This is a genomic window from Streptomyces sp. NPDC050433 (assembly GCF_044458565.1).
Lineage (GTDB): Bacteria > Actinomycetota > Actinomycetes > Streptomycetales > Streptomycetaceae > Streptomyces.
The window spans coordinates 40,336-64,420 of record NZ_JBITIB010000013.1 but is presented as its reverse complement, the minus strand read 5'-3'; the positions used below and the strand labels follow the sequence as shown (position 1 = coordinate 64,420).

Below are 24,085 nucleotides of genomic sequence, written 5' to 3'. Positions count from 1 at the left end.
CTCTGAGGTGCGCGGGACGGGGCGTTAGTGTTTCGCGACAGCGCGAAACATTAGAGAGGGCGGGAGACGGGGCATGGGCTGGTGGCAGGTCGACGCCGACACGCTCGCCGGGAGCCGGTTCGTCGTGTCGCCGCTGACCGAGGCGGTGGCGAGCCTGCGGGCGCTGGAGGAGGGGCAGGCGGCGCACTCCGGCGAGCGCGCGTGGCTGGCCGCCCATCTGCCCGCCTACCGGGCCAGGCAGGCCGCCGACCCGATCACGGCGCTGCTCGTACGGGCGGCCTTCGGCCGCACCTGGAACGCGGACTTCATCACCCCCACACCCACCGGGGGCGCCCTGACCGAGCAGACCTTCGAGGAGGAGCTGGTGCGGATGCGCCGGACCCCGCCCGAGACCGTACGAGCCGACCTGCTGGTCTCCCTGAACGGCCCGCTCCCCGCCCTTCTCAAGGACCGCGACGACCTCCCGCAGCGAGCTGCCGCCGTCGTGGAGTGGGTGTGGGCCGAGACGGTGCTGCCGTACTGGCCACGGCGCCGGCGGCTCATCGAGGCCGACATCGTCGCGCGTACGGCGCAGTTGAGCCGGGGCGGCTGGGCGTCCGCGCTGGGTGACATGCGCCGCGGGATGCGCTGGCTCGGCGGCAGCCGGCTCCAGATCTCCACCCGCGCCGGCCGGTCGCAGGAGATCCCCGGCGTGCGGCTGATGTTCGTGCCGGTGACACCGCGCGAGAGCTGGGTGTCGTGGGACGCCGACCGGTACGCCGTGGTGTACCCGTGCGCCGGGGCCCTCGCCGACGAAGGCGCCCGCCCGCCGGTGCCCGAGCCGCTGCGAGCCCTGCTCGGCCCCGGCCGGGCCGGGGTGCTCGCCCTGCTCGGCTCCCCGAAGAGCACGACGCAACTGGTGGCGCTGACCGGCCAGGGCCTGGGCTCGGTGGGCCGTCACCTCAGGGTCCTGCTGGACGCGGGTCTGATCGGCCGCCGCCGCTCGGGGCGTTCGGTGCTCTACTTCCGTACGGAGGCGGGCGAGGTCCTGGTCCGGGCGCCCGGCCCCGGCGACTCACGCTGATGGCTGTCCGGCAGGTGGGTTCGTGGCCGATGGCCGGTGATCGCCTCCGACCGGGGCGCATCGCCGAAACGCGGCGAAGCGGCTGTAGGACCAGGCGACATCCGGGCTGCTGTTGTCTCCGTCGCCAGGGAAAAGTACCAGCCCCATGTGCCCTCCTGCATGCCGACGAAGATCCGCCGGACAACCCCTACGCGTTCGCCCTCCGCAGGCGTTCGGCCGCCTGCGCGCGGACAGCCTCACACGACACCGGGGGGTCGCCGTGCAGGGCCTCCCAGCGAGCGTTGTGCGCCGCCGGCCACAGACTGGCCGCCCACGCGATCTCCTGCTCCTCCGCGGTGAACCGGCGCCCCCGTAGCTTCTGGTACGCCGCCAGGAACGCGGCGGAGCTCTCGACCGGGGCCAACGTCGGCGGCGATGCACTGGCGAACGCCCCGCACGCCGCACCCACCAACGCCGCCTCCGGCTGCCAAGCCAGGCTGTCCCAGTCGTGCACGGCCCACACCTGGCCGTCACGCCACCGCAGGTTCTGCGCCTCGAAGTCGGCGTGGCCCAGCACGCACGGCAGATCGGCGGCGGCCAGCATCCGCCTGCGGGCCCGCTCGGCCGTGTCGACGACGTAGGCGGGCACGGCGCCCCGGTCCCGCCGGTCGAGGAAGCCGATCGCCGGCCACAGCCCGGAGTCCGTGTGGTCCCAACGAGCCCAGCGCGGATTCGGCAGCGGCGGCGCGACGGCCACGTCGGCCAGCTCGGCCATCAGCCGCGCGAACACCGCCGCGCAGCGCTCCGCCACGTCCGTCGAGTCGCCGCGCAGCAGTTCACCGCCGGGGCGGCACTCCTCGGCGTGCACGGCCAGCGCACCGACGCCCACCACGGGCGTGAGCGGCCGGGCGCACGGGAACCCCCGCGCCGCCAGCCGGGCCTGCGCGGCGACACACGACGCGGCCCGGCCCTCGTCCTCCCGCGTCTTCACCACGACGTCCCGCCCGTCGGCCAGCCGCAGCCCGAACACCGCTGAAATCGACCGCAGTTCGAAGAGAACACCGACCGGCTCGGCCCCCAACCGCTCCCCGCACCAGCCCGGCATCCAGGCCGGCAGATCACCCAACGACATGCTGCCGACTGTGCCACGTGCGTCGCACACGACGGAAGCGGCGCAAACGGCGAAAGCGGTGCACGGCGGACCCTGGATCAACCCCCGCCCCCAGGGTGGCAAGCTTGAAGGATGAACGACGCCGCCCAGCCCACCCCCGCGCCCGTCCCCCGCCGCCGTGCCCGAGTCCGGGCCCCCGAGCTGATCGGCAAGGGCGGCTGGCTGAACACGGGTGGCAAGAACCTGACGCTCGCGGATCTACGAGGTAAGTGCGTTGTTGTAGATTTCTGGACCTTCTGCTGCGTCAACTGCCTGCATGTCCTCGACGAGTTGCGGGAGCTGGAGCAGAAGCACAGCGACACCGTCGTGATCATCGGTGTCCACTCGCCGAAGTTCGTCCACGAGGCCGAGCACGCCGCCGTCGTCGACGCCGTCGAGCGGTACGGGGTGCACCACCCCGTCCTGGACGACCCCGAGCTGGCGACCTGGAAGCAGTACGCGGTACGGGCCTGGCCCACGCTCGTCGTCATCGACCCCGAGGGGTACGTCGTCGCGCAGCACGCCGGCGAGGGGCACGCGCACGCCATCGAGAAGCTGGTCGAGGAGCTGGAGGCCGAGCACGCTTCCAAGGGCACCCTGCGTCGTGGCGACGGGCCCTTCGTCGCGACCGAGCCCGCCGCCACCGACCTGCGCTTCCCCGGCAAGGTGCTCGCGCTGGACTCGGGGAACTTCCTGGTCTCCGACTCGACCCGGCACCAGCTGGTCGAGCTGGCGGCGGACGGCGAGAGCGTCGTGCGGCGGATCGGCGGCGGCGAGCGCGGTTTCGGGGCCGAGTCGTTCAACGAGCCGCAGGGGCTCGCCCTCCTGCCCAACGGCCGGATCGCGGTCGCCGACACCGTGAACCACGCGATCCGCGCGTACGACCCCGCCACCGGCACCGTCGAAACCCTCGCCGGCACCGGCCGGCAGTGGTGGCAGGGCTCGCCCACCCACGGCCCCGCGCTCGATGTGGCGCTCTCCTCGCCGTGGGACGTGGCGTGGTGGAACGACCGGCTGTGGATCGCGATGGCCGGGGTCCACCAGCTGTGGACGTACGACCCGAAGACCCGCACCGTCGGCGTCGCCGCCGGGACCACCAACGAGGGTCTGGTCGACGGCCCCGCCGCCGAGGCGTGGTTCGCGCAGCCGTCCGGGCTCGCCGCGGCCGGGGAACGGCTGTGGGTCGCCGACTCGGAGACCAGCGCCCTGCGTTATGTGGAGCGGGACGGCGAGGGCTTCGCCGTACGGACGGCCGTCGGCGCCGGGCTGTTCGACTTCGGCCACCGTGACGGCGCCGCCGGGCAGGCCCTGCTCCAGCACCCGCTCGGTGTGACGGCGCTGCCGGACGGCTCGGTGGCGGTGTCGGACACGTACAACCACGCCCTGCGCCGCTACGACCCGGCGACCGACGAGGTCACGACCCTCGCGACCGACCTGCGGGAGCCCTCCGGCGCGGTGCTCGTCGGCGACGACATCGTCGTGGTCGAGTCCGCCCGGCACCGGCTCACCCGGCTGCGGCTGCCCGAGGAGGCCGTCCGCGTCGAGGCGGTCGCGCACCGCACGCAGCGCGCCGCGACGGACGTCGCGCCGGGCACGCTGCGGCTCGATGTTGTCTTCGAGGCGCCCAAGGGGCAGAAGCTGGACACCCGTTACGGTCCCTCGACCCGGCTCCTGGTCTCCGCGACCCCGCCGGAGCTGCTGGCGGAGGGTTCCGGTGCGGGGACGGAGCTGGGCCGGGAGCTGGTGCTGGCCGACGGGGTCACCGAGGGGGTGCTGCACGTCTCGGCGATGGCCGCGTCCTGCGACGACGCGCCGGAGATCGAGTACCCGGCGTGCCATGTCCACCAGCAGGACTGGGGTGTGCCGGTACGCGTCACCGCGTCGGGCACGGACCGGCTGGGCCTGGTGCTGGCCGGCCTCGACGCGTAGGGCCGACGGGCAGCGGGGCCGACGGGCCGGGGCCGCGATGCGGGTACCCGGCCCGGTAACGGCCACGCAGGCGCAGCGGAGTTGGGCCTTCCGCTCAGCGCTCCAGGAACGAGGCCAGCGCGTTCGCCAGCAGGAACGGGTCGTCCGCGCCGCACAGTTCGCGGGCGCTGTGCATCGACACGATCGCCGCGCCGATGTCGACCGTCTTGATGCCGTGCCTGGCGGCGGTGATCGGGCCGATCGTCGTGCCGCAGGGCATCGAGTTGTTCGACACGAACGTCTGCCACGGCACCCCGGCCCGCTCGCACGCCGCCGCGAACACCGCGCGCCCGCCGCCGTCCGTCGAGTACCGCATGTTGACGTTGACCTTGAGGATCGGGCCCCCGTTGACACGCGGGTGGTGCGTCGGGTCGTGCCGCTCCGCGTAGTTGGGGTGCACGGCGTGCCCGGTGTCGGAGGAGAGGCAGACCGTGCCCGCCAGGGCCCGCGCCCGGTCCTCGTACGAACCGCCGCGTGCCAGCACCGAGCGCTCCATCACCGTGCCCAGCAGCGGCCCGTCGGCGCCGGTGTCGGACTGGGAGCCGGTTTCCTCGTGGTCGAAGGCGGCGAGGACCGGGATGTACGGCGGGGCCGTGCCCGATTCGGCGGCGCTCGCGACGGCGGCCAGCGCGGCCGTACCGGCGTGCACTGACAGCTGGTTGTCCATCCGCGGCCCGGCCACCAGCTCGCGGTCGCGCCCGAGATAGGCGGGCGGCTCGACGGAGTGCGGCATCAGGTCCCAGCCGGTCACGTCGGCCGCGTCGACCCCGGCCTCCTCGGCGACGAAGCGGATCAGGTCGCCCTCCTCGGCCTCGCCGAGGCCCCAGATCGGCTGCATGTGCCGTTGCGGGTTCAGCTTCAGACCGTCGGCGTTGACCCCGCGGTCCAGGTGGACGGCCAGCTGCGGTACGCGCAGCAGCGGCCGGTCCACGTTGACCAGCCGGTGGGTGCCGTCGCGCAGCGAGATACGGCCGGCGAGCCCGAGGTCCCGGTCCAGCCAGGTGTTGAGCAGCGGTCCGCCGTACACCTCGACGGCGACCTGCCGCCAGCCGTACGCACCGGTGTCCGGCAGCGGTTTCACGCGGAGGTTGGGGGAGTCGGTGTGCGCGCCGACGATCCGGAACGGCGTGTGCGGCTCGGCCCCTTCGGGGACGTACCAGGCGATGAGCGCCCCGCCGCGCAGCAGGTACTTGCCGCCGGCGGTGCCCTCCCACGCGTCCGTCTCCCGGACCTGCCGGAAGCCGGCCTTCTCCAGATGCGTCGCCGCGTTCGCCACCGCGTGGTACGGCGTGGGGCTGGCGGCGAGGAAGGTCATCAGGTCGTCGGTGTGGCCGCGGTCGAAGCGGGCGGATGTGGTCATGGGGTCACCATAACGAGCCATGGTTCGGCGTCTCCGGCGCGGACGGGGCTTGTACGCGAGCGCCGGACAGGCTATGCGGCCCGTCCGGCGCTCGGCGCCCTGGAAGGCCTGAGGCCTAGGCCGTGTCTGACAAATCCCGCCTGGCGCGCGACGCCCGGCACGCACGCTCGCCGCGTTGGCAGCGCTCTCGAAGGCATCCGAGTACGCCCAGTACGAGAGCGATCCTCCGCCTTCCGATCGCACGCACCGGACGCCGCGCGCCCCGCCCCAAGGGCGGACGGCGCTATTTGTCAGACACGGCCTAGAACGCCGCCTCGTCCAGCTCCATCAGCGAGTTGTCGACCGACTCCGCGACCGCGCGCTCCACCGAGACACCCGGCAGCACGCTCGCCGCGAAGAACTTCGCCGCCGCGATCTTGCCCTGGTAGAAGGGCACGTCCTTCGCGGTGGCCGTCTCCAGCTTCTCCACGGCCACCGCCGCACCGCGCAGCAGCAGATAGCCGACGACGACGTCGCCCGAGGCCATCAGCAGGCGCGTGGTGTTGAGGCCCACCTTGTAGATGTTCTTCACGTCCTCGGCGGTGGCGGTGAGGTCGGTCAGCATCCTCCCGACGATCGCCTCCAGGTCGACGGCCGCCTTGGCGAGCGCGTCGCGTGCCGGGGCCAGTTCGGTGCCGCCGGTGCCGACGGCGAGGAACTGCTTGATCTCCTCGGAGAGGGCGTTCAGCGCCTGGCCCTGGTCACGGACGATCTTCCGGAAGAAGAAGTCCTGGCCCTGGATGGCGGTGGTGCCTTCGTACAGGGTGTCGATCTTGGCGTCCCGGATGTACTGCTCGATCGGGTACTCCTGGAGGTACCCCGAGCCGCCGAGCGTCTGGAGCGACTGGGCCAGCTGCTCGTACGACTTCTCGGAGCCGTAGCCCTTGACGATCGGCAGCAGCAGGTCGTTCAGGGCGTGCTCCGCCTTGACGTCCTCGCCCTCCGCCGCCTTCTTGGCGATCTCGTCCTGGAGGGAGGCGGTGTACAGCACCAGCGCGCGCATGCCCTCCGCGTACGCCTTCTGCGTCATCAGCGAGCGGCGCACGTCGGGGTGGTGCGTGATGGTGACCTTGGGCGCGCTCTTGTCCATGAACTGGGAGAGGTCGGGGCCCTGGACGCGCTCCTTCGCGTACTCCAGCGCGTTCAGATAGCCCGTCGAGAGCGCGGCGATGGCCTTCGTGCCGACCATCATCCGGGCGAACTCGATGATCATGAACATCTGCCGGATGCCCTCGTGCTTGTCGCCGACCAGCCAGCCCCTGGCGGGGTGCCGGTCGCCGAACGTCAGCTCGCACGTGTTGGATGCCTTGAGGCCCATCTTGTGCTCGACGTTCGTCGCGTACACGCCGTTGCGCTCGCCCAGCTCGCCGGTCTCCCAGTCGAACTCGTACTTCGGTACGAGGAAGAGGGACAGGCCCTTGGTACCCGGTCCGGCGCCCTCGGGGCGGGCCAGCACGTAATGAAGGATGTTCTCCGACATGTCGTGCTCGCCGGAGGTGATGAAGCGCTTCACGCCCTCGATGTGCCAGGAGCCGTCCTCCTGCTCGACGGCCTTCGTCCGGCCGGCGCCCACGTCGGAGCCCGCGTCGGGCTCGGTGAGCACCATCGTGGAGCCCCACTGCTTCTCGACGGCGATCTCGGCGATCTTCTTCTGCGCCTCGTTGCCCTCCTCGAAGAGGATGCCGGCGAAGGCCGGTCCCGAGGTGTACATCCAGATCGCCGGGTTCGCGCCCAGCAGCAGCTCCGCGTAGGCCCAGATCAGGGAGCGGGGGGAGGTGGTGCCGCCGATCTCCTCGGGGAGGCCGAGGCGCCAGTACTCCGAGTCCATGAAGGCCTGGTAGCTCTTCTTGAAGGAGGCGGGCACCGGAGCGGTGTTGGTCTCCGGGTCGAAGACGGGGGGATTGCGGTCCGCGTCGGCGTAGGACGCGGCCAGCTCGGACTCGGCGAGCCTGGTGACCTCGGAAAGAATCGTCCTGGCTGTCTCGACGTCCATCTCCGCGAACGGTCCTGTGCCGTACAGCTTGTCGCGCCCGAGGACCTCGAAGAGGTTGAACTCGATGTCGCGGAGATTCGACTTGTAATGCCCCATGGCGACGGCTCCGTAAGCGGTTGGGAGGCGAATTCCTCGTACGCGTGTCAGTACTGCTGTCGATGATGCTACCCGCCGGTAATAAGATGCAACCCCCGCCGGGCATCTGTGACGAGGACGACGGTGAGGGTGACGGCGATGACGAGGATCGCGACGGCGAGGACGACGAGCGGTGCATGCGGCCCATCGGCGGGCCTTTCCTCAGTAGTCTTGGGTGCATGTACGGCTACGACCAGAACGCTGGCCCTCAGCAGCAGTACGCACCCCCGCAGCAGCCGATGGGCGGCGCCGGCTACGGGGAGCAGCCGCTGTACCCCGAGCCGTCCCCTCCGTCGCTGGCGGACGCGGTGCGGGCGTTCACGACCGGGTCGCTCTCCGCCGAGGACTTCCAGCAGATCTTCGCGACGTCGAAGGTCTACTGCCCGCGCGGTGACAACCCCGGCTTCCTGGCCCTGCACAACACCCAGCAGCCGGTCATCCCGATGTTCAGCACGCTCAAGGAGCTGCGGCGGTACGCGGGCAAGGAGTCGAAGTACTTCGTCATCACGGGCGCGGAGGTCATCGACCTGCTGCCGACGGGGTACGGCTTCGTGATCGACATGGAGGGCGAGCACCGGATGGTCTTCGACGCCAAGGCCGTGGAGCAGATGGTGGACTTCGCGATGCGGCGGATGTACGGCTGATCCCGCTCCTCCTGCGGGCTCCTCCCGCGGAGTACGGAAGGCGCCGGCCGGGCTGATGCAGCCCCGGCCGGCGCCTTCGTGTGAATGGCGACGGCTACGGCTACGGTTCCCGACGGCTCCGGAATACCGGCCGCCTTGCCAGATGTTCACTGTTCAACTAAATTGGAGCCCGAAGCCGAGGAGGCCCCCATGCCCGCCGTGACCGTCGAAAACCCACTGACCCTTCCCCGCGTCACGGCGCCCGCCGACGCCGTCTCGCGTCCCGTGCTCGCCGTCTCCACCGCGCCCGGCGGCTTCGAGGGCGAGGGATTCCCGGTGCGCCGGGCCTTCGCGGGGATCAACTACCAGCACCTCGACCCGTTCATCATGATGGATCAGATGGGCGAGGTGGACTACGCGCCGGGAGAGCCGAAGGGCACGCCCTGGCACCCGCACCGCGGCTTCGAGACCGTGACGTACCTGATCGACGGCACCTTCATCCACCAGGACAGCAACGGCGGCGGCGGGACGATCCGCAACGGCGACACCCAGTGGATGACGGCGGGCTCCGGCCTGCTGCACATCGAGGCGCCGCCGGAGTCCCTCGTGATGTCGGGCGGTCTCTTCCACGGCCTCCAGCTCTGGGTGAACCTGCCCGCCGCCGACAAGATGATGGACCCGCGCTACCAGGACATCCGCGGCGGCCAGGTGCAGCTCCTGACGTCGCACGACGGAGGCGCGCTGCTGAGGGTGATCGCGGGCTCGCTGGACGGGCACGAGGGTCCCGGCATCACGCACACGCCGATCACGATGATCCACGCGACGCTGCGGCCGGGTGCCGAGGTCACGCTGCCGTGGCGCGAGGACTTCAACGGCCTCGCGTACGTCATGGCGGGACGCGGCGCGGTCGGTACGGACCGGCGGCCGGTCCACACGGGGCAGACGGTGGTCTTCGGCGCGGGTTCGTCGCTGACGGTCCGCGCGGACGAGTCGCAGGACTCGCACACGCCGGACCTGGAGGTCGTCCTGCTGGGCGGCCGGCCGATCCGTGAGCCGATGGCGCACTACGGGCCGTTCGTGATGAACAGTCACGCCGAGCTGAAGCAGGCCTTCGAGGACTTCCAGTCCGGCCGGCTGGGCACGGTGCCGGCGGACGCCGCGTAAGCCTCCGTAAGGACGCCGCGTAAGTCCGACCGGGGTGGGTGTCGCGGCTCGGGCCGGGACACCCACCCCCGCTCCACCTCTGAGTGACACCCCGTCACCCACCCGGCCCCATCCGTGGGACACCGGCGCGAGCGCCGTGGTCCGCTGGGCGGATGGAGAACTCGCGCGGGGGCCCGCCCGGCGTGCTGCCCCCTGAGGTCTGGCGGGTGGGTGCCTGGTGTGCGCTCCTGCTGCTCGTCGCCGGGGTCGTCGGCGTCGGGGTGTGGATCGTCATCACCTTCAAGACCGCCGTCACCCCCGTCCTGCTCGCCATCCTCGGCACCGCGCTGCTCCGCCCGCTCCACCGGCGGCTCGTCGCCATGAAGGTGCCGAAGTCCCTGGCCGCCGGGCTGACCTGCCTGGCCGTGATCGCGGTCGTCGGCGGGGCGACGTACATCGTGGTCAGCGCGCTCATCGAGACCGGCGACCAGATCGTCGACTCGCTCAAGCAGGCCGGGCGGGATCTCAGCAAGCACTTCGGGGCCGCCGGAACGTCCCTGAACGATGTCGCGTCGAACGCGAAGAACCTGCTCGACAAGTTCGGCAGCACCGCGGCGTCCGGGGTGCTCACCGGGCTCAGCGTCGTCGGCGAGACGATCGCCACCGCCGTCCTCGCGCTCCTGCTGATGTTCTTCTTCCTCAAGGACTCCCACCGGGTCGCCGGCGCCCTGCGCTCGGTGGCCCCGCGCCGTACCGGCGACATCGTCGAGGCGATGGCGCGGCGCGCGTTCGGGGCGGTCGAGGGCTTCATGCGGGGGACGACCTTCATTGCGCTCATCGACGCCATCTGCATCACCGTCGGCCTGCTGATCCTGCGCGTGCCGGGTGCGGTCGGGCTCGGGGCGCTGGTGTTCGTGGGGGCGTACATCCCCTACCTCGGCGCGTTCCTGTCCGGCGCCGTCGCCGTGCTCGTCGCGCTCGCCGACCGGGGGGTGGTGATCGCGCTGTGGGTGCTCGGGGTGGTCCTCGCCGTGCAGGTGCTGGAGGGGCATGTGCTCCAGCCGATGATCCAGAGCCGTACGGTGCAGATGCACCCGGCGGTCGTCATGCTGGCGATCACGGCGGGCGCGAGCGTGGCGGGAATCCTGGGCATGCTGCTGGCGGTCCCGCTGACGGCGGCGGCGTTCGGGGTGGTGGCGGAGGTCCGGGAACGTTACGCGGCGCGGGCGCCGGACAGCGCGTAACGCACGAAAGAATCCGATTCAGCCCTCGTCGCCCCTCAGCCCGCGTCGCCCTTCTCGTAGATCTCGAACCAGATCGACTTGCCCTCGCCCCGCGGATCCACCCCCCACGAGTCCGCCAGCATCTCCAGCAGCACCAGCCCCCGGCCGCTCGACGCCAGCTCCCCCGGCCGGCGTCGGTGCGGGAGTTCGTCGCTCGCGTCCGCGGCCTCCACCCGCAGGCGCCGCTTGCCCCGCTCCCCCGCCGCCTCCACGATCAGCACCGCGTCGCCGTCGGTGTGGACCAGCACGTTCGTGGCCATCTCCGAGAGCATCAGCACCGCCGAGTCGACCTGCTCCTCGTCCGCCCAGTCGTGCAGCAGGTCCCTCAACTGCCGCCGCGCGTCGGCGACCTGCTCCGGTTCGGCCTGGGCGATCGTCAGCACCGAACGGCGCGGGGGCCGGCGCACGGGCGCGCTGGTGCGCGAGAGCAGCAGCAGCGCGATGTCGTCCTCGCGGCGGTCGGCGAGCGGGCCCGTCGTGTAGTGCGAGCTGGGGCCGTGGACCGCGCCGATCAGCGCGTCGGCGAGCTTCTCCAGCGAGAGGCCGGTGTTGTCCTCCAGGACGGGCCGCAGCCGTGTCCAGCCGCTCAGCATGTCGTGCCCGCCGGTCTCGATCAGCCCGTCGGTGCAGAGCATCAGGGTGTCGCCGGGCTCCAGGACCACACGGGTCGTCGGATAGTTCGAGTCCGCCTCGATGCCCAGCGGCAGCCCGCCCGCCGTCTGCCGGATGAGCGCCGAGCCGTCCGCCGTGCGGATCACCGGGTCCGGGTGCCCGGCCCGTGCGATGTCGAGGGTGCCGGATTCCGGGTCGACCTCCATGTACAGGCACGTCGCGAAGCGCGGCACGGTGTAGTCGGAGTCCTCGCCCGTGTCGCTCTCGTCGGGGTGCGTGGGGCCCTGGGCGGTGGAGAACTCGTACATGCCGTGCAGGAAGCGCGAGGCACGGGACAGTACGGCGTCGGGCCGGTGCCCCTCGGCGGCGTACGCGCGCAGGGCGATCCGCAGCTGTCCCATCAGGCCCGCCGCCCGTACGTCGTGCCCCTGGACGTCCCCGATGACCAGCGCCACCCTCCCGCCGCCCGGCAGCGGGATGATGTCGTACCAGTCGCCGCCCACCTGGAGCCCGCCGCCGGTCGGCACGTAGCGCGCGGCCACGCTCATCCCCGGAATGTCCGGCCCCAGCGTCGGCATCATCGAGCGCTGGAGCCCCAGCGACAGCTCGCGCTCCGTCTCCGCGACCTCGGCGCGCGCCAGCGCCTGCGCGAGCATCCTGCCGACCGTCGTCAGCACGGACCGCTCGTCCGGCGTGAAGGTCACCGGCGTCTTGAACGCGGCCATCCAGGCGCCCATCGTGCGCCCGGCGACGATCAGGGGGACGAAGGCCCAGGACTGCCGGCCGAAGCCCCGCACCAGCGGCCAGGTGGCGGGGTAGCGGTCGTGGTACTCCTTCGGGGTCGGCAGATAGATGGCCCGGCCGGTCCGTACGACCTCGGCCGCCGGGTAGTCCGTGTTCACGGACATGTCGCTGAAGGGCTCCTCCGCGCCCTCCTCCTGCCCGTGGTGCCCGATGATCGTCAGCCGCTCGCCGTCGACGCCGAAGACGCCGAGCCCGTCGGGGGAGAAGCCCGGCATGGACAGCGACGCCGCGACCCGCAGCACCTCGGAGGTGGAGCGCGCCTCGGCGAGCGCCCGGCCGGCGTCGAGCAGGAACGCCTCGCGCGAGCGCCGCCAGTCGCCGGCGACGGGGCTGCGGCCGGTCAGCGCGCCCGCCTGCGGTTCGACGATCTCCTGGAGGGTGCCGATCAGCTCGTAGTCCTCGCCGTACTCGCGGTGGGTGACCAGCGGCTTCGAGCGGGACCTGATGGTACGGATCACCCGCCCGTCCTCGCCCACGACCCGTACATGGGCCTCGGCGAGCGTCCCCTCGGCGACGGCGAGGCGCACGACGCCGTAGATCTCGTTCCAGTCGACCGGATGCAGGCGCGCGCGGGTGGCCGCCTCGCTGAGGACCGTGGGCTCGGCGGGCAGCCCGAGCAGCCGGGCGCCCTCCGCGTCGAGGGTGACGTACCCGGCCGCGTTGTCCCAGCGCCACACACCGGTCGCGATCGCGGCCAGCACATCCTCGGTGCGCATTGCACCACTTTAGACAGGTATGAGTGGGGAGTGCGGTGTCAGGCGGGCGTGCGGGTGGCCGGGCGGGGACCGGTGCGACCGGTGCCAGGCCCGGCGGGGACCGGTGCCCGTGCGGCGTCCCCCGCAAATGCGGGGGAAGTGGTCTTGGCCCTGCCGGTAACCTGGTGCGGCCAAGCCCACCCGCCAAGAGCTAAGACTGGATGAACGACGATGCATCGGTACAGGTCCCACACCTGCGGCGAGCTCCGCGCCTCTGACGTCTCCACCGACGTCCGGCTGAGCGGCTGGCTGCACAATCGTCGAGACCTGGGCGGCATCCTCTTCATCGATCTCCGCGACCACTACGGTCTCGTCCAGCTCGTCGCCCGCCCCGGCACCCCCGCCAACGAGGAGCTGTCCAAGCTCACCAAGGAGACCGTCGTCCGTATCGACGGCAAGGTCTCCGCCCGCGGCGCGGACAACGTGAACCCGGAGCTGCCGACCGGCGAGATCGAGATCGAGGTCGCCGAGGTCGAGGTGCTGGGCGCCGCCGGTCCGCTGCCGTTCACGATCAACGCCGAGGACGGCGTGAACGAGGAGCGGCGGCTCGAATACCGCTTCCTGGACCTGCGCCGCGAGCGCATGCACCGCAACATCCTGCTGCGTACGGCCGTGATCTCCGCCATCCGGCACAAGATGACCGCCCTGGGCTTCAACGAGATGGCGACCCCGATCCTCACGGCGACGTCCCCCGAGGGCGCCCGCGACTTCGTGGTCCCCTCCCGGCTGAACCCGGGCAAGTTCTACGCGCTGCCGCAGGCCCCGCAGCAGTTCAAGCAGCTGCTGATGATCTCCGGCTTCGACCGCTACTTCCAGATCGCGCCCTGCTTCCGCGACGAGGACGCCCGCGCCGACCGCTCGCCCGGCGAGTTCTACCAGCTCGACGTGGAGATGTCCTTCGTCGAGCAGGAGGACGTCTTCCGGCCGATCGAGAAGCTGATGACGGAGCTGTTCGAGGAGTTCGGCGGCGGTCGGCACGTCACGTCGCCCTTCCCGCGGATCCCGTTCCGCGAGTCGATGCTCAAGTACGGCAACGACAAGCCGGACCTGCGCGCCAAGCTGGAACTGGTCGACATCTCGGACGTCTTCGCGGGCTCCGAGTTCAAGGCGTTCGCGGGCAAGCACGTGCGCGCGCTGCCGGTGCCGGACACGGCCGGCCAGTCCCGTAAGTTCTTCGACGGCCTCGGTGAGTACGCGGTCGAGCACGGCGCCAAGGGCCTCGCCTGGGTGCGGGTCGGCGAGGACGGCGCGCTGGCGGGCCCGATCGCCAAGTTCCTCACCGAGGAGAACGTCAAGGTCCTCACCGAGCGCCTGTCGCTCGTCCCCGGCCACGCGGTCTTCTTCGGCGCGGGCGAGTTCGACGAGGTCTCGAAGATCATGAGTGCGGTCCGCGTCGAGGCGGCCAGGCGGGCCGGCCACTTCGAGGAGGGCGTGTTCCGGTTCTGCTGGGTCGTGGACTTCCCGATGTACGAGAAGGACGAGGACACCGGCAAGATCGACTTCTCGCACAACCCGTTCTCCATGCCGCAGGGCGGTCTTGAAGACCTGGAGACCAAGGACCCGCTGGACATCCTGGCGTGGCAGTACGACATCGTCTGCAACGGCATCGAGCTGTCGTCGGGCGCGATCAGGAACCACCAGCCGGACGTGATGCTCAAGGCGTTCGAGATCGCGGGCTACGACCGCGAGACCGTCGAGCACGAGTTCGCGGGCATGCTGCGCGCGTTCCGCCTCGGCGCCCCGCCGCACGGCGGCATCGCGCCGGGCGTCGACCGCATCGTGATGCTGCTCGCGGACGAGCCCAACATCCGCGAGACGATCGCCTTCCCGCTCAACGGCAACGCGCAGGACCTGATGATGGGCGCGCCGACCGAACTGGACGAGACGCGGCTGCGCGAGCTGAACATCCAGCTCCGCAAGCCGGTCGCGAAGTAGCCGCGCGGTCGCTTCGTCTCTTCGTCGCTTCGAGGGCCCGGAACCGTACGGTTCCGGGCCCTTTGTATGCCGCAATGGCGTCTTCTCGCCACGGGGCAACCTGACGCCGCCCCCGGCGCGTTGACCGGACAGACAGGGGCGTCCAAGTCAGTGTCTGTGTGGCCGGGGCGGGCGCGCGTTCACGGATCGTGGACGACGTACGCGACATGATCCCGGTGCGGACTGTCCCGCCCTCCCCGTCGGGCTGACGCCCATGCGACGAACTGAAAGGTCTCACATGTCTCACCGCGCACGGCCGCACGGCGTGGCCGCCCTCCTGCTCGCCGCCGGTCTGCTGCTCAGCGGCTGCGCGGGCGGGTTCGGCGGAAAAGCGGGTTCGTCCGTCCCGACGGCGGTGGACGACAAGGGCGCCACCGGCGGAGCGAGCGGCAGCGTGAGCCGGGCCGCGCTGGGTGCGCAGACGGAGAAGCGGGCCGTACGCCCAAGAGAGATCCCGTCACTCGGCCCGAAGACCCGCTCGCAGATCCCCAAGGACAGCCGCCAGGCCGTCGTGGTCACCGGCGACGCCCCGGACTCCAACCGCGCGACCCTGGTCCTCTACGAACGCGACCCGGTCGAGGGCTGGCGTTCCGTCGGCGACCCCTGGCCGGCGCGCAACGCCCTGAAGGGCTGGACCGACGACCACCGGCAGGGCGATCTCCAGAGCCCGATCGGCGTCTTCGGCCTGACGGACGCGGGCGGCATGCTGCCCGACCCGGGCACGGAACTCCCGTACGACCGGGGCCCGGCCTTCACGGTCAGCGGCACCGGCTTCGACGGCGAACCACTGGCCGGGTCCTTCGACCATGTCGTCGCCATCAACTACAACCGCGAACCGGGCACCACCCCCCTGGACTGGACCCGCCCGCTGGGCGAGGACAAAGGCGGCGGCATCTGGATCCACGTGGACCACGGCGGCCCGACACAGGGCTGCGTCTCCCTGCCCATGCCCCGGATGAAGGACCTGCTCCGCTGGCTGGACCCAGCGAAGCACCCCCAGGTGGTGATGGGGGACGTGTCGTCGCTGGGGCGGTAGCTTTACGCCGGCTTCTCCTCCAGGCGCGGGAACAGCACCGCGCCCTTCGTCACCGTCGTGCCCGCCGGCAGCTGGCCCCACGTGCCCGCGTCCGTCACCCGCTGGTCCGTCAGCGCGCCCAATGCGGCGTCCGCGCCCAGTGAATCCCACAGCTTCTGCGACGTCTCCGGCATCACCGGGTTGAGCAGCACCGCGATCCCGCGCAGCGACTCCGCGGCCGTGTAGAGGATCGTCGCGAGCGCGGCCTGGCCCTCGGGGGACGTGTCCTTCGCGACCTTCCAGGGCTCCTGCTCCGTGATGTAGCCGTTGACCTGCTTCACGAAGTCGAAGATCGCCAGGATGCCGCCCTGGAAGTCCAGCTCCTCGCCGATCTTCCGGTCGGCCTCGGTGACCGCCTTCGCCAGCCCGTCCCGTACGGCCTGCTCGGCGGCCCCGCCGGACGTTGTCTCCGGCAGCGTGCCGCCGTAGTACTTGCCGACCATCGCCGCGACGCGCGACGCGAGGTTGCCGTAGTCGTTGGCCAGCTCGGAGGTGTACCGGGCGGAGAAGTCCTCCCAGGAGAACGAACCGTCCTGGCCGAACGCGATGGCCCGCAGGAAGTACCAGCGGTACGCATCCACGCCGAAGTGCGACGTCAGGTCCTGCGGCTTGATGCCCGTCAGGTTCGACTTGGACATCTTCTCGCCGCCGACCATCAGCCATCCGTTCGCGGCGACCTTGCCGGGCAGCGGCAGGCCCTGGGCCATCAGCATCGCGGGCCAGATGATCGCGTGGAAGCGCAGGATGTCCTTGCCGACGAGGTGGACGTCGGCGGGGAACGTCTCCTCGAACTTCGCCGGGTTCTCGTTGTAGCCGACGGCCGTCGCGTAGTTGAGGAGCGCGTCGATCCACACGTAGATCACATGCTTCTCGTCCCACGGCACCGGTACGCCCCAGTCGAACGTCGACCGGGAGATGGACAGGTCCTGAAGGCCCTGCCTGACGAAGTTCACGACCTCGTTGCGCGCCGACTCGGGCTGGATGAAGCCGGGGTTGGCCTCGTAGTGCGCGAGGAGCTTGGGGCCGTACTCGCTGAGTTTGAAGAAGTAGTTCTCCTCCTTCAGGATCTCCACCGGCGTCTTGTGGATCGCGCAGAGCTTCAGCCCCGCGAACTCACCCTCGCCGTCGAGCAGTTCGCCCGGAAGCTTGTACTCCTCGCAGCCGACGCAGTACGGGCCCTCGTAACCGCCCTTGTAGATCTCGTCCTTGTCGAACAGGTCCTGCACGAACTCCTGGACGCGGTCCGTGTGACGCTTCTCCGTCGTCCGGATGAAGTCGTCGTTCTTGATGCCGAGGTGTTCCCAGAGAGGCCGCCACGCCTCGTCGACGAGCTTGTCCGCCCACTCCTGGGGGCTGACACCGTTCGCCTCGGCCGTGCGCATGATCTTCTGACCGTGCTCGTCCGTGCCGGTGAGATACCACACCTTCTCGCCACGCTGGCGGTGCCAGCGGGTGAGCACGTCACCTGCGACGGTCGTGTAGGCGTGGCCCAGGTGAGGAGCGTCGTTGACGTAGTAAATGGGGGTGGTGACGTAGTACGCCCGCCCACCCTGCTCTTCGGATCCAGTGGCGGCCATGGTCGAAATCCTAACGGTCCGGCACAGGTGCCTTCACCTGGGTTAAACCTGAGAGTGTGGTTAAAGAGTGTGGATTCGGCACAACCTATGGCCCCTGTGAAGGCATCTTAAGAAGCAGAAGGGAACGAAGAAGGACGCAGAACGTCGAACAACAGCGCAGAACGGCGCAGAACGGCGAAGAAAGACGCCAGGGCGGGGAGGATCATCATGCGGGTGCTGGTCGCCGAGGACGAGGAAATCCTGGCGGAGCTGATCGCCACCGGGCTGCGCCGGGCCGGTTTCGCCGTTGACACCGTCTACAGCGGGGACGCCGCCCTCGCGTACCTCGGACTGCACGACTACGACGTCGTCGTCCTCGACCGTGACCTGCCCCGCGTCCACGGCGACGACGTCGCCCGCAAGCTCGTCGCCGAGGAGTCCCGGACCCGGATCCTGATGCTCACGGCGTCCTCCTCCATGGAGGAGCGCGTCAAGGGGCTCGACCTGGGGGCGGACGACTATCTGGGCAAGCCCTTCGAGTTCCCCGAACTGGTCTCGCGGGTACGGGCGTTGCGACGGCGCAGCGCGCGGGCGTTACGGCCGACGCTGGAGCGGCGCGGTGTGCGGCTCGACACCGTGAGCCGTACGGCGGTCCGTGACGGTCAGGCCCTCGACCTCTCGGTGAAGGAGCTGACCGTGCTCCAGATACTGCTGGAGGCGAACGGCAAGGCGGTGACCGCCCAGCAGCTGCTGGAGCGGGCGTGGGACGCGCAGACCGACCCGCTGGCCGGTGTCGTACGGGTGTGCGTGGGCCAGTTGGGAGCCAAGCTCGGCGATCCGGCGCTGATCCGGACCGTGGATGTGGGGACGGACGGGGACGGACGGGGCTACGTGCTGTGACAGGCGCGATCAGAAAGCGGATCGCCCTCGTCTACGGCGCGGCCTTCCTCGTCCTCGGCGGATGTCTGCTCACCGTCGTGAACCTGCTCTCCAGCGCCGGTACGGAGTCGGAGGCCGCCGAGATCGCGGCCCGCGTCGTCCCGGCGCACCCGCCGGCGTCGGGCAACGGCTACATGCTCACCGAGGAGGGCCATCTCGCGCCGGTCACCGTCACCCAGCTCACCGACAACGTCAGCGACGCCGCCTCGGACGAGCTGATGTTCTGGTCGGTGGGCGGGCTGCTGGTGATGGCTCTGTGCGCGGTGGGCGTCGGCTGGTGGACGGCGGGGCGGGTGCTGCGGCCGGTGCACGCCATGACGGCGAAGGCGCGGCTGCTGTCCGAGCGCAACCTCCACGAGCGGATCGGCTCCACCGGCCCCGACGACGAGCTGAAGGAGCTGGGCGACACGCTCGACGCGCTGCTGGGCCGGCTCCAGAAGGCCTTCGACAGCCAGAGCCGTTTCATCGCGAACGCCTCGCACGAGCTGCGGACGCCGCTGGCCACGCAGCGCACGGCGATCCAGGTGGGCCTCGCGGGCGCGGGCTCGGCGGAGGAGCTGGCCCGTACGAGGGAGATGCTGCTCGACAACAACCGGCGCAGCGAACGGCTCATCGAGGGGCTGCTGGTCCTGGCGCGCAGCGAGCGGGAGGTCGAGGACCAGGAGGAGATCCGGTGGGGCGAACTGGTGACGGAGGAGGCGGCGCGGCACGGTCTGACGGTGCGGGTGGCCGAACCTGGTGGCGTACGGGGCAACCGGGCGCTGCTGGACCGGCTGGTCGGCAATCTGCTGGCCAACGCGCAGGCGTACGGGACGGGCGAGGCGGACGTGACGGTGTCGGGGACGGCCCTGACCGTCCGCAACGACGGCCCGCCCATCGCGCCTGAGGAGATACCGGACTTCTTCGAACCGTTCCGCCGAGGCGAGGGCCGCGACCGGATGGGTCCGGGCGCGGGCCTCGGCCTCTCGATCGTCCGCTCGATCGCGACGGCGCACGGCGGAACGGTGACGGCGGAGCCGGGCGGGGAGGGCGGCGGGCTGTCGGTACGGGTGGAGCTGCCGGCGTCGGGCCCGCCGTGTCGACCGGACGGCCGCTAGGGCGTGTTTTAGAAGTAGCGTCGTCCGCCCATTAGGCCAGACGGGACTTCTCAAACACGCCCTAGACCTTCTCGCCGTCCGGCACCTGGTAGCAGCCGGAGGCGACCATCAGGTTGAGGTTCGGGGATTCGTCCTTCGCGAAGTGCCCGATCTTGACACTGTGTTTCTTCTCGTCGTTGTCGGCCGTGAGGCTGAGGTTCTTGTTCTTGCTCGTGTCCGGCCCGTACTTGACCACTTTCCAGCCGTGCTTGGGCAGTTCCGCCCTGAGCCGCTCCATCACACCGTCCAGCAGGTCGGCCGATGCCGGAGTGAAGGTCCACGCGTGAAAGATCTGGAAGTACTTCTCCGGGTCCTTGTCGCCGCACTCCGAGACCCCCGGTCCGGCCTCGGACGCCTTTCCCTTGATGCCGATCAGGTCGTACAGCTCGCTGGAGACCTGCTCCGCCCGGTCGGCGGCGTCCGCGGTGGAGCTGGTGCCCGCGCTGGGGATGTCGCCCGAGCCGGCTTCGGGGCCATCGGAGGCGCCTGCGCCGTCGGAGCCATTGCTGTCAGTCATGCCGCATCCAGTGAGGGTCGTAAGGGCGAGGGACATGAGGAGCGCGGACGCGCCCAGCGTGATCTTCAAGTCGTCCAGCTTCTTCCTACCTCGAATGCGTGTAGCGGTCCGGCGGCGGCTTCAGCTCGGCGTCGTCGCCCTTGCCCGCCACCACGAGCCCCTGGTTCCGCAGGCTGTCGGTGCTCTCTTTCCAGTAGTCGCTGTGGCCTTCGGTGTCCGTCTGCAACTGGTTGGCGCCGAAGCGTTCGTCGCTGGGGATGGTGAAGGCTCCGTTCCAGTCGGTCCCGCCGTGCCCGAAGCGGCCGATGTCCGGGACGACATCCCCCTTCGCCTCCTGGTTCCAGACGTGCCCCTTCGGGACATCCATCTGGTCGGCGTTGCTCACCTGCACGCCGGGGCTGCCCGCGAAGATCACGTCGTCCACGTTGAGATCACCCTGCCGGGCCGCCGAGCCTATGAGGGTGGTGCCGTACGAGTGGCCTATCGCCGTGCGGTGCGGGTCCGAATCGGCCGTACGCGAAGAGTCGAGGCCGTCGAGGAAGCGGTTGTAGGCCGGGGCGCCGTCATTCGCGTAGTGGCTGAACGGCGCGTCCTTGACGATGTCCTGCGGGGCGTCGTACCCGAGCCACGTGATCGTGGAGACCGAGCCGTTCCCGGCGCCGGCGGCCACGCGCCACACATTCTCCATCCGGCCGATGTCACCGCCGATGCTGCCCAGATTCGATGTCGTACCCGGCACATACACCGCCTGGTGGTCGGCTGTGTCCGGATTGCCGTTGGCCACGATCGCCCGGCCGTTGCCCTCCGGGCTGAACCCGAGCAGGTACGCCTCGGGCAGACCTCTCTCGCCAGTCCTGTCGAAACGGTCCTGGATGCTCCCCATGCCCTTGAGGGACTTGTTGAGCTGCTCGTACCGGTCCCCGTACTTGTTGTGCCACGCCATCCACTCGTCCGTGTGCACCTTGGACGGGTACATACCTGCGGTGATCCACGTCCACTCGTTGGCGGGCGGCTTCGGGATGGAGTCCAGTTCCATCTGGAGCTGCCCCCGCTTCTCCTCCAGGACGACGCGGTTCGCCTCGTCACGAAGCGTGGCGGGCAACCCGTCGAGCGCCCCCACCGTGTCGGGCCGCAGCGACAGCCACGCCGCTTGCTCCTCCGGGCTGAGCCCCTTCCACCAGGCCGCGTTGGCAGCGGGGGTGCTGTCCTTGGGGGCCTGAGGCAGGGAGTCGAGATAGGTCTTGCCCGCCTCCCGGACCCCGCCCATGTCCGACTGCGCGTCGGCCCAGTCCTGTTTGGAGACGGTCAGGTCGTCATCGGCCTTCAGCGCGCGCAGTTTCGGCGCCCACTTCGCGTCCGCGTCGGTGGCTTCCTTCAGGGCGTCGGCGATCCGGTTCGCGTACGCCATCGCCCTGCCGTAGTACGGGTTGGGGTGTATGCCCGCCGCCTGCCGCTCCAGGGCGTCGGACGTCGCGTCGCCCCCGGCGCTGCCGGACACCGTGCCGCCCGGCTCGTTCTTCTCCTCGCCCGGCTTCTTGCCGGCGGGATAGCTGACCGAACCGTCCTGCTGGACCGTGCAGTTGTCGGCGCGGGCGTCCTCGATCGCCGCGTCCAGCTTGCGCTTGGCCGCCGCCATGTCGAAGGCGAAACCGTTCAGCGCGGTGCTCACCAGACCGCACTCGGTCTGCGCGTAGTGAAAGTTCTTCGACAGGCTGCGCAGCTCCCGCACGGCGGCCGTCGCCGCCTCGCCCTTCAACTGGGCGGTCACGCCCGCGCTGATACGGTCCATGATCGCGTCCTTGGCGGCACCGGCCATGTCACCGGTCGCCCGGTAGCCGTCAGCGGCCTCCTCGTACTCCGTCGGCTTGAAGCCCTTCAGCGTCGCGAGATCCATGACAGCGGATCACTGTCCCTTCGCCCGGCCGCCGACGGCCTCGGTGTCCGCGTATCTGACCTTCAGCTGGTCCAGGTCCGCGAGGACGGACTGGTCGGACTTCTGGAGATCGTGGCCCGCCCTCTCCAGCAGCCCGCCGAGCGCACCGCAGCGGTCGCTCACGTCGCTGACGTACTTCTTCCAGGAGTCGTACAACTCCTTCTGCGCGGCGGCACTCTGGCATCCCGTCGTGTCGCCGAGCCCCGCCTGCGCGTTCTCCAGCGTGGTCAACGCCTTGCCGATGTCGGCCTTCAGGCCGGTGACGCCCTCGCCGGCCTTCACCCATGCCTTCTTGTCCGACTTCAGACTGTCGGAGGAGAACGGGTTCCCGCCCTCGCCCCCTGGATCGGCCGGCGTCTGGTTCAGCCGCATCTGTGTGGAACTGCGGTCCGCCGCATCGGCCTTGAGCCCTTCCCACTCGTCCCACGCCATCCGCGAAACCTCCCCCGTTCCCCGTTGCCCGTGCCCCCCCGCTGTCCCGTTCTCGGGCGGACCGACATGCTCTCCGGCCGCGGGGACGAAATCAACCATGGACCGGCCTGTCCGGGACCCTTACGGAACAATGGCGGCATGAACAAGAAAGTGTTGATCATCGTCGCCGGTGTGTGCGTCGGACTGTGGGCCATCGGGTCGGTGCTGAAGCCGGTGCTGAAGAAGAACGACGAGCACTTCCCGGACACGTTCAACGACATCGTCCTCGGCGAACGCATAAAGACCTTTCCGACGGCGTCCGGCGCCCCGGAGTCCGGCGACGGTGAAGGGATCTTCGTCCTGCCCGCGTGGGTCCCGGACGACGCCACGGACGTGACGGTCAAGGCGGAGACCACGGGCAACGCGAAGCTCATGCGCTTCACCCTCGGCGACACCCCGCTTCAGCTGGGCAACGAGAAGGCCTGCGCGGAGGGGGCGTTCTCGGACGGGCCGAAGCTTGCGGCGAACTGGTTCGCGGCGGACGCGAATGACATCTCCGGGGCGCGGACGGACTGCTCGGAGCAGTACCAGTACCGGGTCGCGGTCAAGGACCGCGAGGTCTACGCCTGGAGCAACGGAGACCTCGCGGAGGCGTAGGCCTTCGCACTCGCCTCGGTGTCCGACGGGTGAAATTGGCTGCCCGGCCGGTCGCGCTCCTGCTAGACAGCGCCCATGAGCAAGGTCAAGATCCGTACCGCCAGTCTCACCGAGGTCCCCGCCCTGCTGGCTTTCTGGGCCCGCTCGGCCGAGGGCGCCAGCATCACCGACGACGTGGACGGGGTCACCCGTCTCCTCGTCCGTGACCCGGACGCCCTGCTGGTCGCCGAGTCGGACGGCGGGGCGATCCTCGGCACGGTCATCGCGGGTTACGACGGCTGGCGCTGCCACCTGTACCGCCTGGCCGTCGACCCCGGCCGGCGCCGCCAGGGCATCGCCGCCGCCCTGCTCGCCGCCGCGCACGAACGCTTCGTGGCTCTCGGCGGACGCCGGGCCGACGCGATGGTCCTGGACCGCAACGAACTCGCCCAGCACGCGTGGCGCAATGCCGGTTACGACGCGGAGGAGCAGTGGAGCCGCTGGGTCAGGCCGCTCAGCTGAGCGCCGCGCGCAGGCGGCTGACCAGGTCGGCGATCTCTTCGGGGGTCGGCGCGAGGACCCCGTTCTCCGCCATGAGGGCGTGGTACTGCTGCCGCTCCGGCGGCACGCCGGGCGGCAGCGCGGCGATGTGCCAGTGCAGATGGGAGTTGGCCTGCTGGCTGCCGAGCGACAGCAGATACGTACGCTCCGGCCGCAGCACACTCTCGACGGCGAGCGCGACGCGCCGTACGACGAGCATGAGGTCCGTGTACGCCTGCGCGTCCAAGTCGCGCACGACGTGCTCCACGTGCGCCTTGGGCGCGACGAGGACCCGGCCGGGGAGAGTGGGCCAGCGATCGAGGAAGGCGATGTGCGCGTCGTCCTCGTAGACCGTCTCGTGGCGGTAGCCCGGATCCCCGGAGAGAAACGCGCAGACGAAGCAGGGTCCGTTGCGGGCGCGATCTTCGTACGCGGCGAGATCCATCTCCATGGGCGGGCGG

20 protein-coding genes are annotated in these 24,085 nt (G+C 70.5%); 11 read left to right on the top strand and 9 right to left on the bottom strand.

The genetic code is table 11. The features are described from left to right. Positions 1 to 73: 73 nt before the first annotated feature. A complete protein-coding gene (locus ACIBLA_RS17800; protein ID WP_363240545.1) occupies positions 74 to 1,063 on the top strand; it encodes a winged helix-turn-helix domain-containing protein in 990 nt (329 codons plus the stop codon). Between the two features lie 187 nt (positions 1,064 to 1,250). Here ACIBLA_RS17800 and ACIBLA_RS17795 read toward each other — a convergent pair whose 3' ends face one another. After that, positions 1,251 to 2,174 (bottom strand): hypothetical protein, encoded by a 924-nt coding sequence (locus tag ACIBLA_RS17795; protein WP_399199096.1) that lies wholly within the window; start codon positions 2,172 to 2,174, stop codon positions 1,251 to 1,253. A 111-nt stretch (positions 2,175 to 2,285) separates the two neighbouring features. Between ACIBLA_RS17795 and ACIBLA_RS17790 the strand changes: the two genes are divergently transcribed. Then, a complete protein-coding gene (locus tag ACIBLA_RS17790; RefSeq protein WP_399199095.1) occupies positions 2,286 to 4,121 on the top strand; it encodes an NHL domain-containing thioredoxin family protein in 1,836 nt (611 codons plus the stop codon). A 94-nt stretch (positions 4,122 to 4,215) separates the two neighbouring features. Here ACIBLA_RS17790 and ACIBLA_RS17785 read toward each other — a convergent pair whose 3' ends face one another. Then, complete coding sequence (locus ACIBLA_RS17785; protein WP_399199094.1) at positions 4,216 to 5,520, bottom strand: M18 family aminopeptidase; 1,305 nt, start codon at positions 5,518 to 5,520, stop codon at positions 4,216 to 4,218. A 301-nt stretch (positions 5,521 to 5,821) separates the two neighbouring features. After that, complete coding sequence (locus ACIBLA_RS17780) at positions 5,822 to 7,648, bottom strand: acyl-CoA dehydrogenase (RefSeq protein WP_363240540.1); 1,827 nt, start codon at positions 7,646 to 7,648, stop codon at positions 5,822 to 5,824. Positions 7,649 to 7,866: 218 nt separating this feature from the next. Between ACIBLA_RS17780 and ACIBLA_RS17775 the strand changes: the two genes are divergently transcribed. The 3 genes from ACIBLA_RS17775 to ACIBLA_RS17765 all read left to right on the top strand — a co-directional run bounded on the left by ACIBLA_RS17775 (position 7,867) and on the right by ACIBLA_RS17765 (position 10,697). Continuing rightward, positions 7,867 to 8,331, top strand: coding sequence for an SseB family protein (locus ACIBLA_RS17775; RefSeq protein ID WP_363240671.1), 465 nt, complete (start codon positions 7,867 to 7,869; stop codon positions 8,329 to 8,331). 189 nt (positions 8,332 to 8,520) lie between these two features. Further along, on the top strand, positions 8,521 to 9,474 hold the full coding sequence (locus ACIBLA_RS17770) for a pirin family protein (protein WP_399199093.1): 954 nt from the start codon (positions 8,521 to 8,523) through the stop codon (positions 9,472 to 9,474). Between the two features lie 152 nt (positions 9,475 to 9,626). Beyond that, positions 9,627 to 10,697, top strand: coding sequence for an AI-2E family transporter (locus ACIBLA_RS17765; protein ID WP_399199092.1), 1,071 nt, complete (start codon positions 9,627 to 9,629; stop codon positions 10,695 to 10,697). A gap of 35 nt (positions 10,698 to 10,732) precedes the next feature. Here ACIBLA_RS17765 and ACIBLA_RS17760 read toward each other — a convergent pair whose 3' ends face one another. Continuing rightward, positions 10,733 to 12,868 (bottom strand): SpoIIE family protein phosphatase, encoded by a 2,136-nt coding sequence (locus ACIBLA_RS17760; RefSeq protein WP_363240536.1) that lies wholly within the window; start codon positions 12,866 to 12,868, stop codon positions 10,733 to 10,735. Between the two features lie 210 nt (positions 12,869 to 13,078). Here ACIBLA_RS17760 and aspS point away from each other — a divergent pair, with 210 nt between their 5' ends. Together aspS and ACIBLA_RS17750 are read left to right on the top strand one after the other, a co-directional pair. Beyond that, complete coding sequence (gene aspS, locus ACIBLA_RS17755; protein ID WP_363240535.1) at positions 13,079 to 14,842, top strand: aspartate--tRNA ligase; 1,764 nt, start codon at positions 13,079 to 13,081, stop codon at positions 14,840 to 14,842. Between the two features lie 277 nt (positions 14,843 to 15,119). Then, positions 15,120 to 15,917, top strand: coding sequence for a L,D-transpeptidase family protein (locus tag ACIBLA_RS17750; RefSeq protein WP_399199091.1), 798 nt, complete (start codon positions 15,120 to 15,122; stop codon positions 15,915 to 15,917). A 2-nt stretch (positions 15,918 to 15,919) separates the two neighbouring features. Here ACIBLA_RS17750 and metG read toward each other — a convergent pair whose 3' ends face one another. Continuing rightward, on the bottom strand, positions 15,920 to 17,533 hold the full coding sequence (gene metG, locus ACIBLA_RS17745; protein ID WP_363240532.1) for a methionine--tRNA ligase: 1,614 nt from the start codon (positions 17,531 to 17,533) through the stop codon (positions 15,920 to 15,922). Between the two features lie 207 nt (positions 17,534 to 17,740). On the opposite strand from metG, the gene ACIBLA_RS17740 reads away from it, so the two are divergent. Both ACIBLA_RS17740 and ACIBLA_RS17735 read left to right on the top strand, forming a co-directional pair. Next, positions 17,741 to 18,412, top strand: coding sequence for a response regulator transcription factor (locus tag ACIBLA_RS17740; RefSeq protein ID WP_363240531.1), 672 nt, complete (start codon positions 17,741 to 17,743; stop codon positions 18,410 to 18,412). Continuing rightward, on the top strand, positions 18,409 to 19,548 hold the full coding sequence (locus ACIBLA_RS17735; RefSeq protein ID WP_363240530.1) for an ATP-binding protein: 1,140 nt from the start codon (positions 18,409 to 18,411) through the stop codon (positions 19,546 to 19,548). Before ACIBLA_RS17740 ends, ACIBLA_RS17735 begins: the two co-directional genes overlap by 4 nt. Before the next feature lie 61 nt (positions 19,549 to 19,609). On the opposite strand, the gene ACIBLA_RS17730 is transcribed toward ACIBLA_RS17735, so the two are convergent. The 3 genes from ACIBLA_RS17730 to ACIBLA_RS17720 form a co-directional block, all read right to left on the bottom strand. Next, positions 19,610 to 20,104: a hypothetical protein gene (locus ACIBLA_RS17730; RefSeq protein WP_363240529.1), complete on the bottom strand. Its 495-nt coding sequence runs from the start codon at positions 20,102 to 20,104 to the stop codon at positions 19,610 to 19,612. An 85-nt stretch (positions 20,105 to 20,189) separates the two neighbouring features. Next, a complete protein-coding gene (locus ACIBLA_RS17725) occupies positions 20,190 to 21,998 on the bottom strand; it encodes an alpha/beta hydrolase (RefSeq protein WP_399199090.1) in 1,809 nt (602 codons plus the stop codon). 9 nt (positions 21,999 to 22,007) lie between these two features. Continuing rightward, a complete protein-coding gene (locus ACIBLA_RS17720; protein WP_363240527.1) occupies positions 22,008 to 22,469 on the bottom strand; it encodes a hypothetical protein in 462 nt (153 codons plus the stop codon). Positions 22,470 to 22,607: 138 nt separating this feature from the next. Here ACIBLA_RS17720 and ACIBLA_RS17715 point away from each other — a divergent pair, with 138 nt between their 5' ends. Continuing rightward, positions 22,608 to 23,105, top strand: coding sequence for a hypothetical protein (locus tag ACIBLA_RS17715; protein WP_363240525.1), 498 nt, complete (start codon positions 22,608 to 22,610; stop codon positions 23,103 to 23,105). Between the two features lie 75 nt (positions 23,106 to 23,180). Continuing rightward, complete coding sequence (locus ACIBLA_RS17710; protein ID WP_399199088.1) at positions 23,181 to 23,606, top strand: GNAT family N-acetyltransferase; 426 nt, start codon at positions 23,181 to 23,183, stop codon at positions 23,604 to 23,606. Here the strand turns inward: ACIBLA_RS17710 and ACIBLA_RS17705 are convergent. Continuing rightward, a complete protein-coding gene (locus tag ACIBLA_RS17705; RefSeq protein ID WP_399199087.1) occupies positions 23,599 to 24,075 on the bottom strand; it encodes an HIT family protein in 477 nt (158 codons plus the stop codon). The two genes, ACIBLA_RS17710 and ACIBLA_RS17705, sit on opposite strands and share 8 nt — an antisense overlap. Positions 24,076 to 24,085 lie beyond the last annotated feature (10 nt).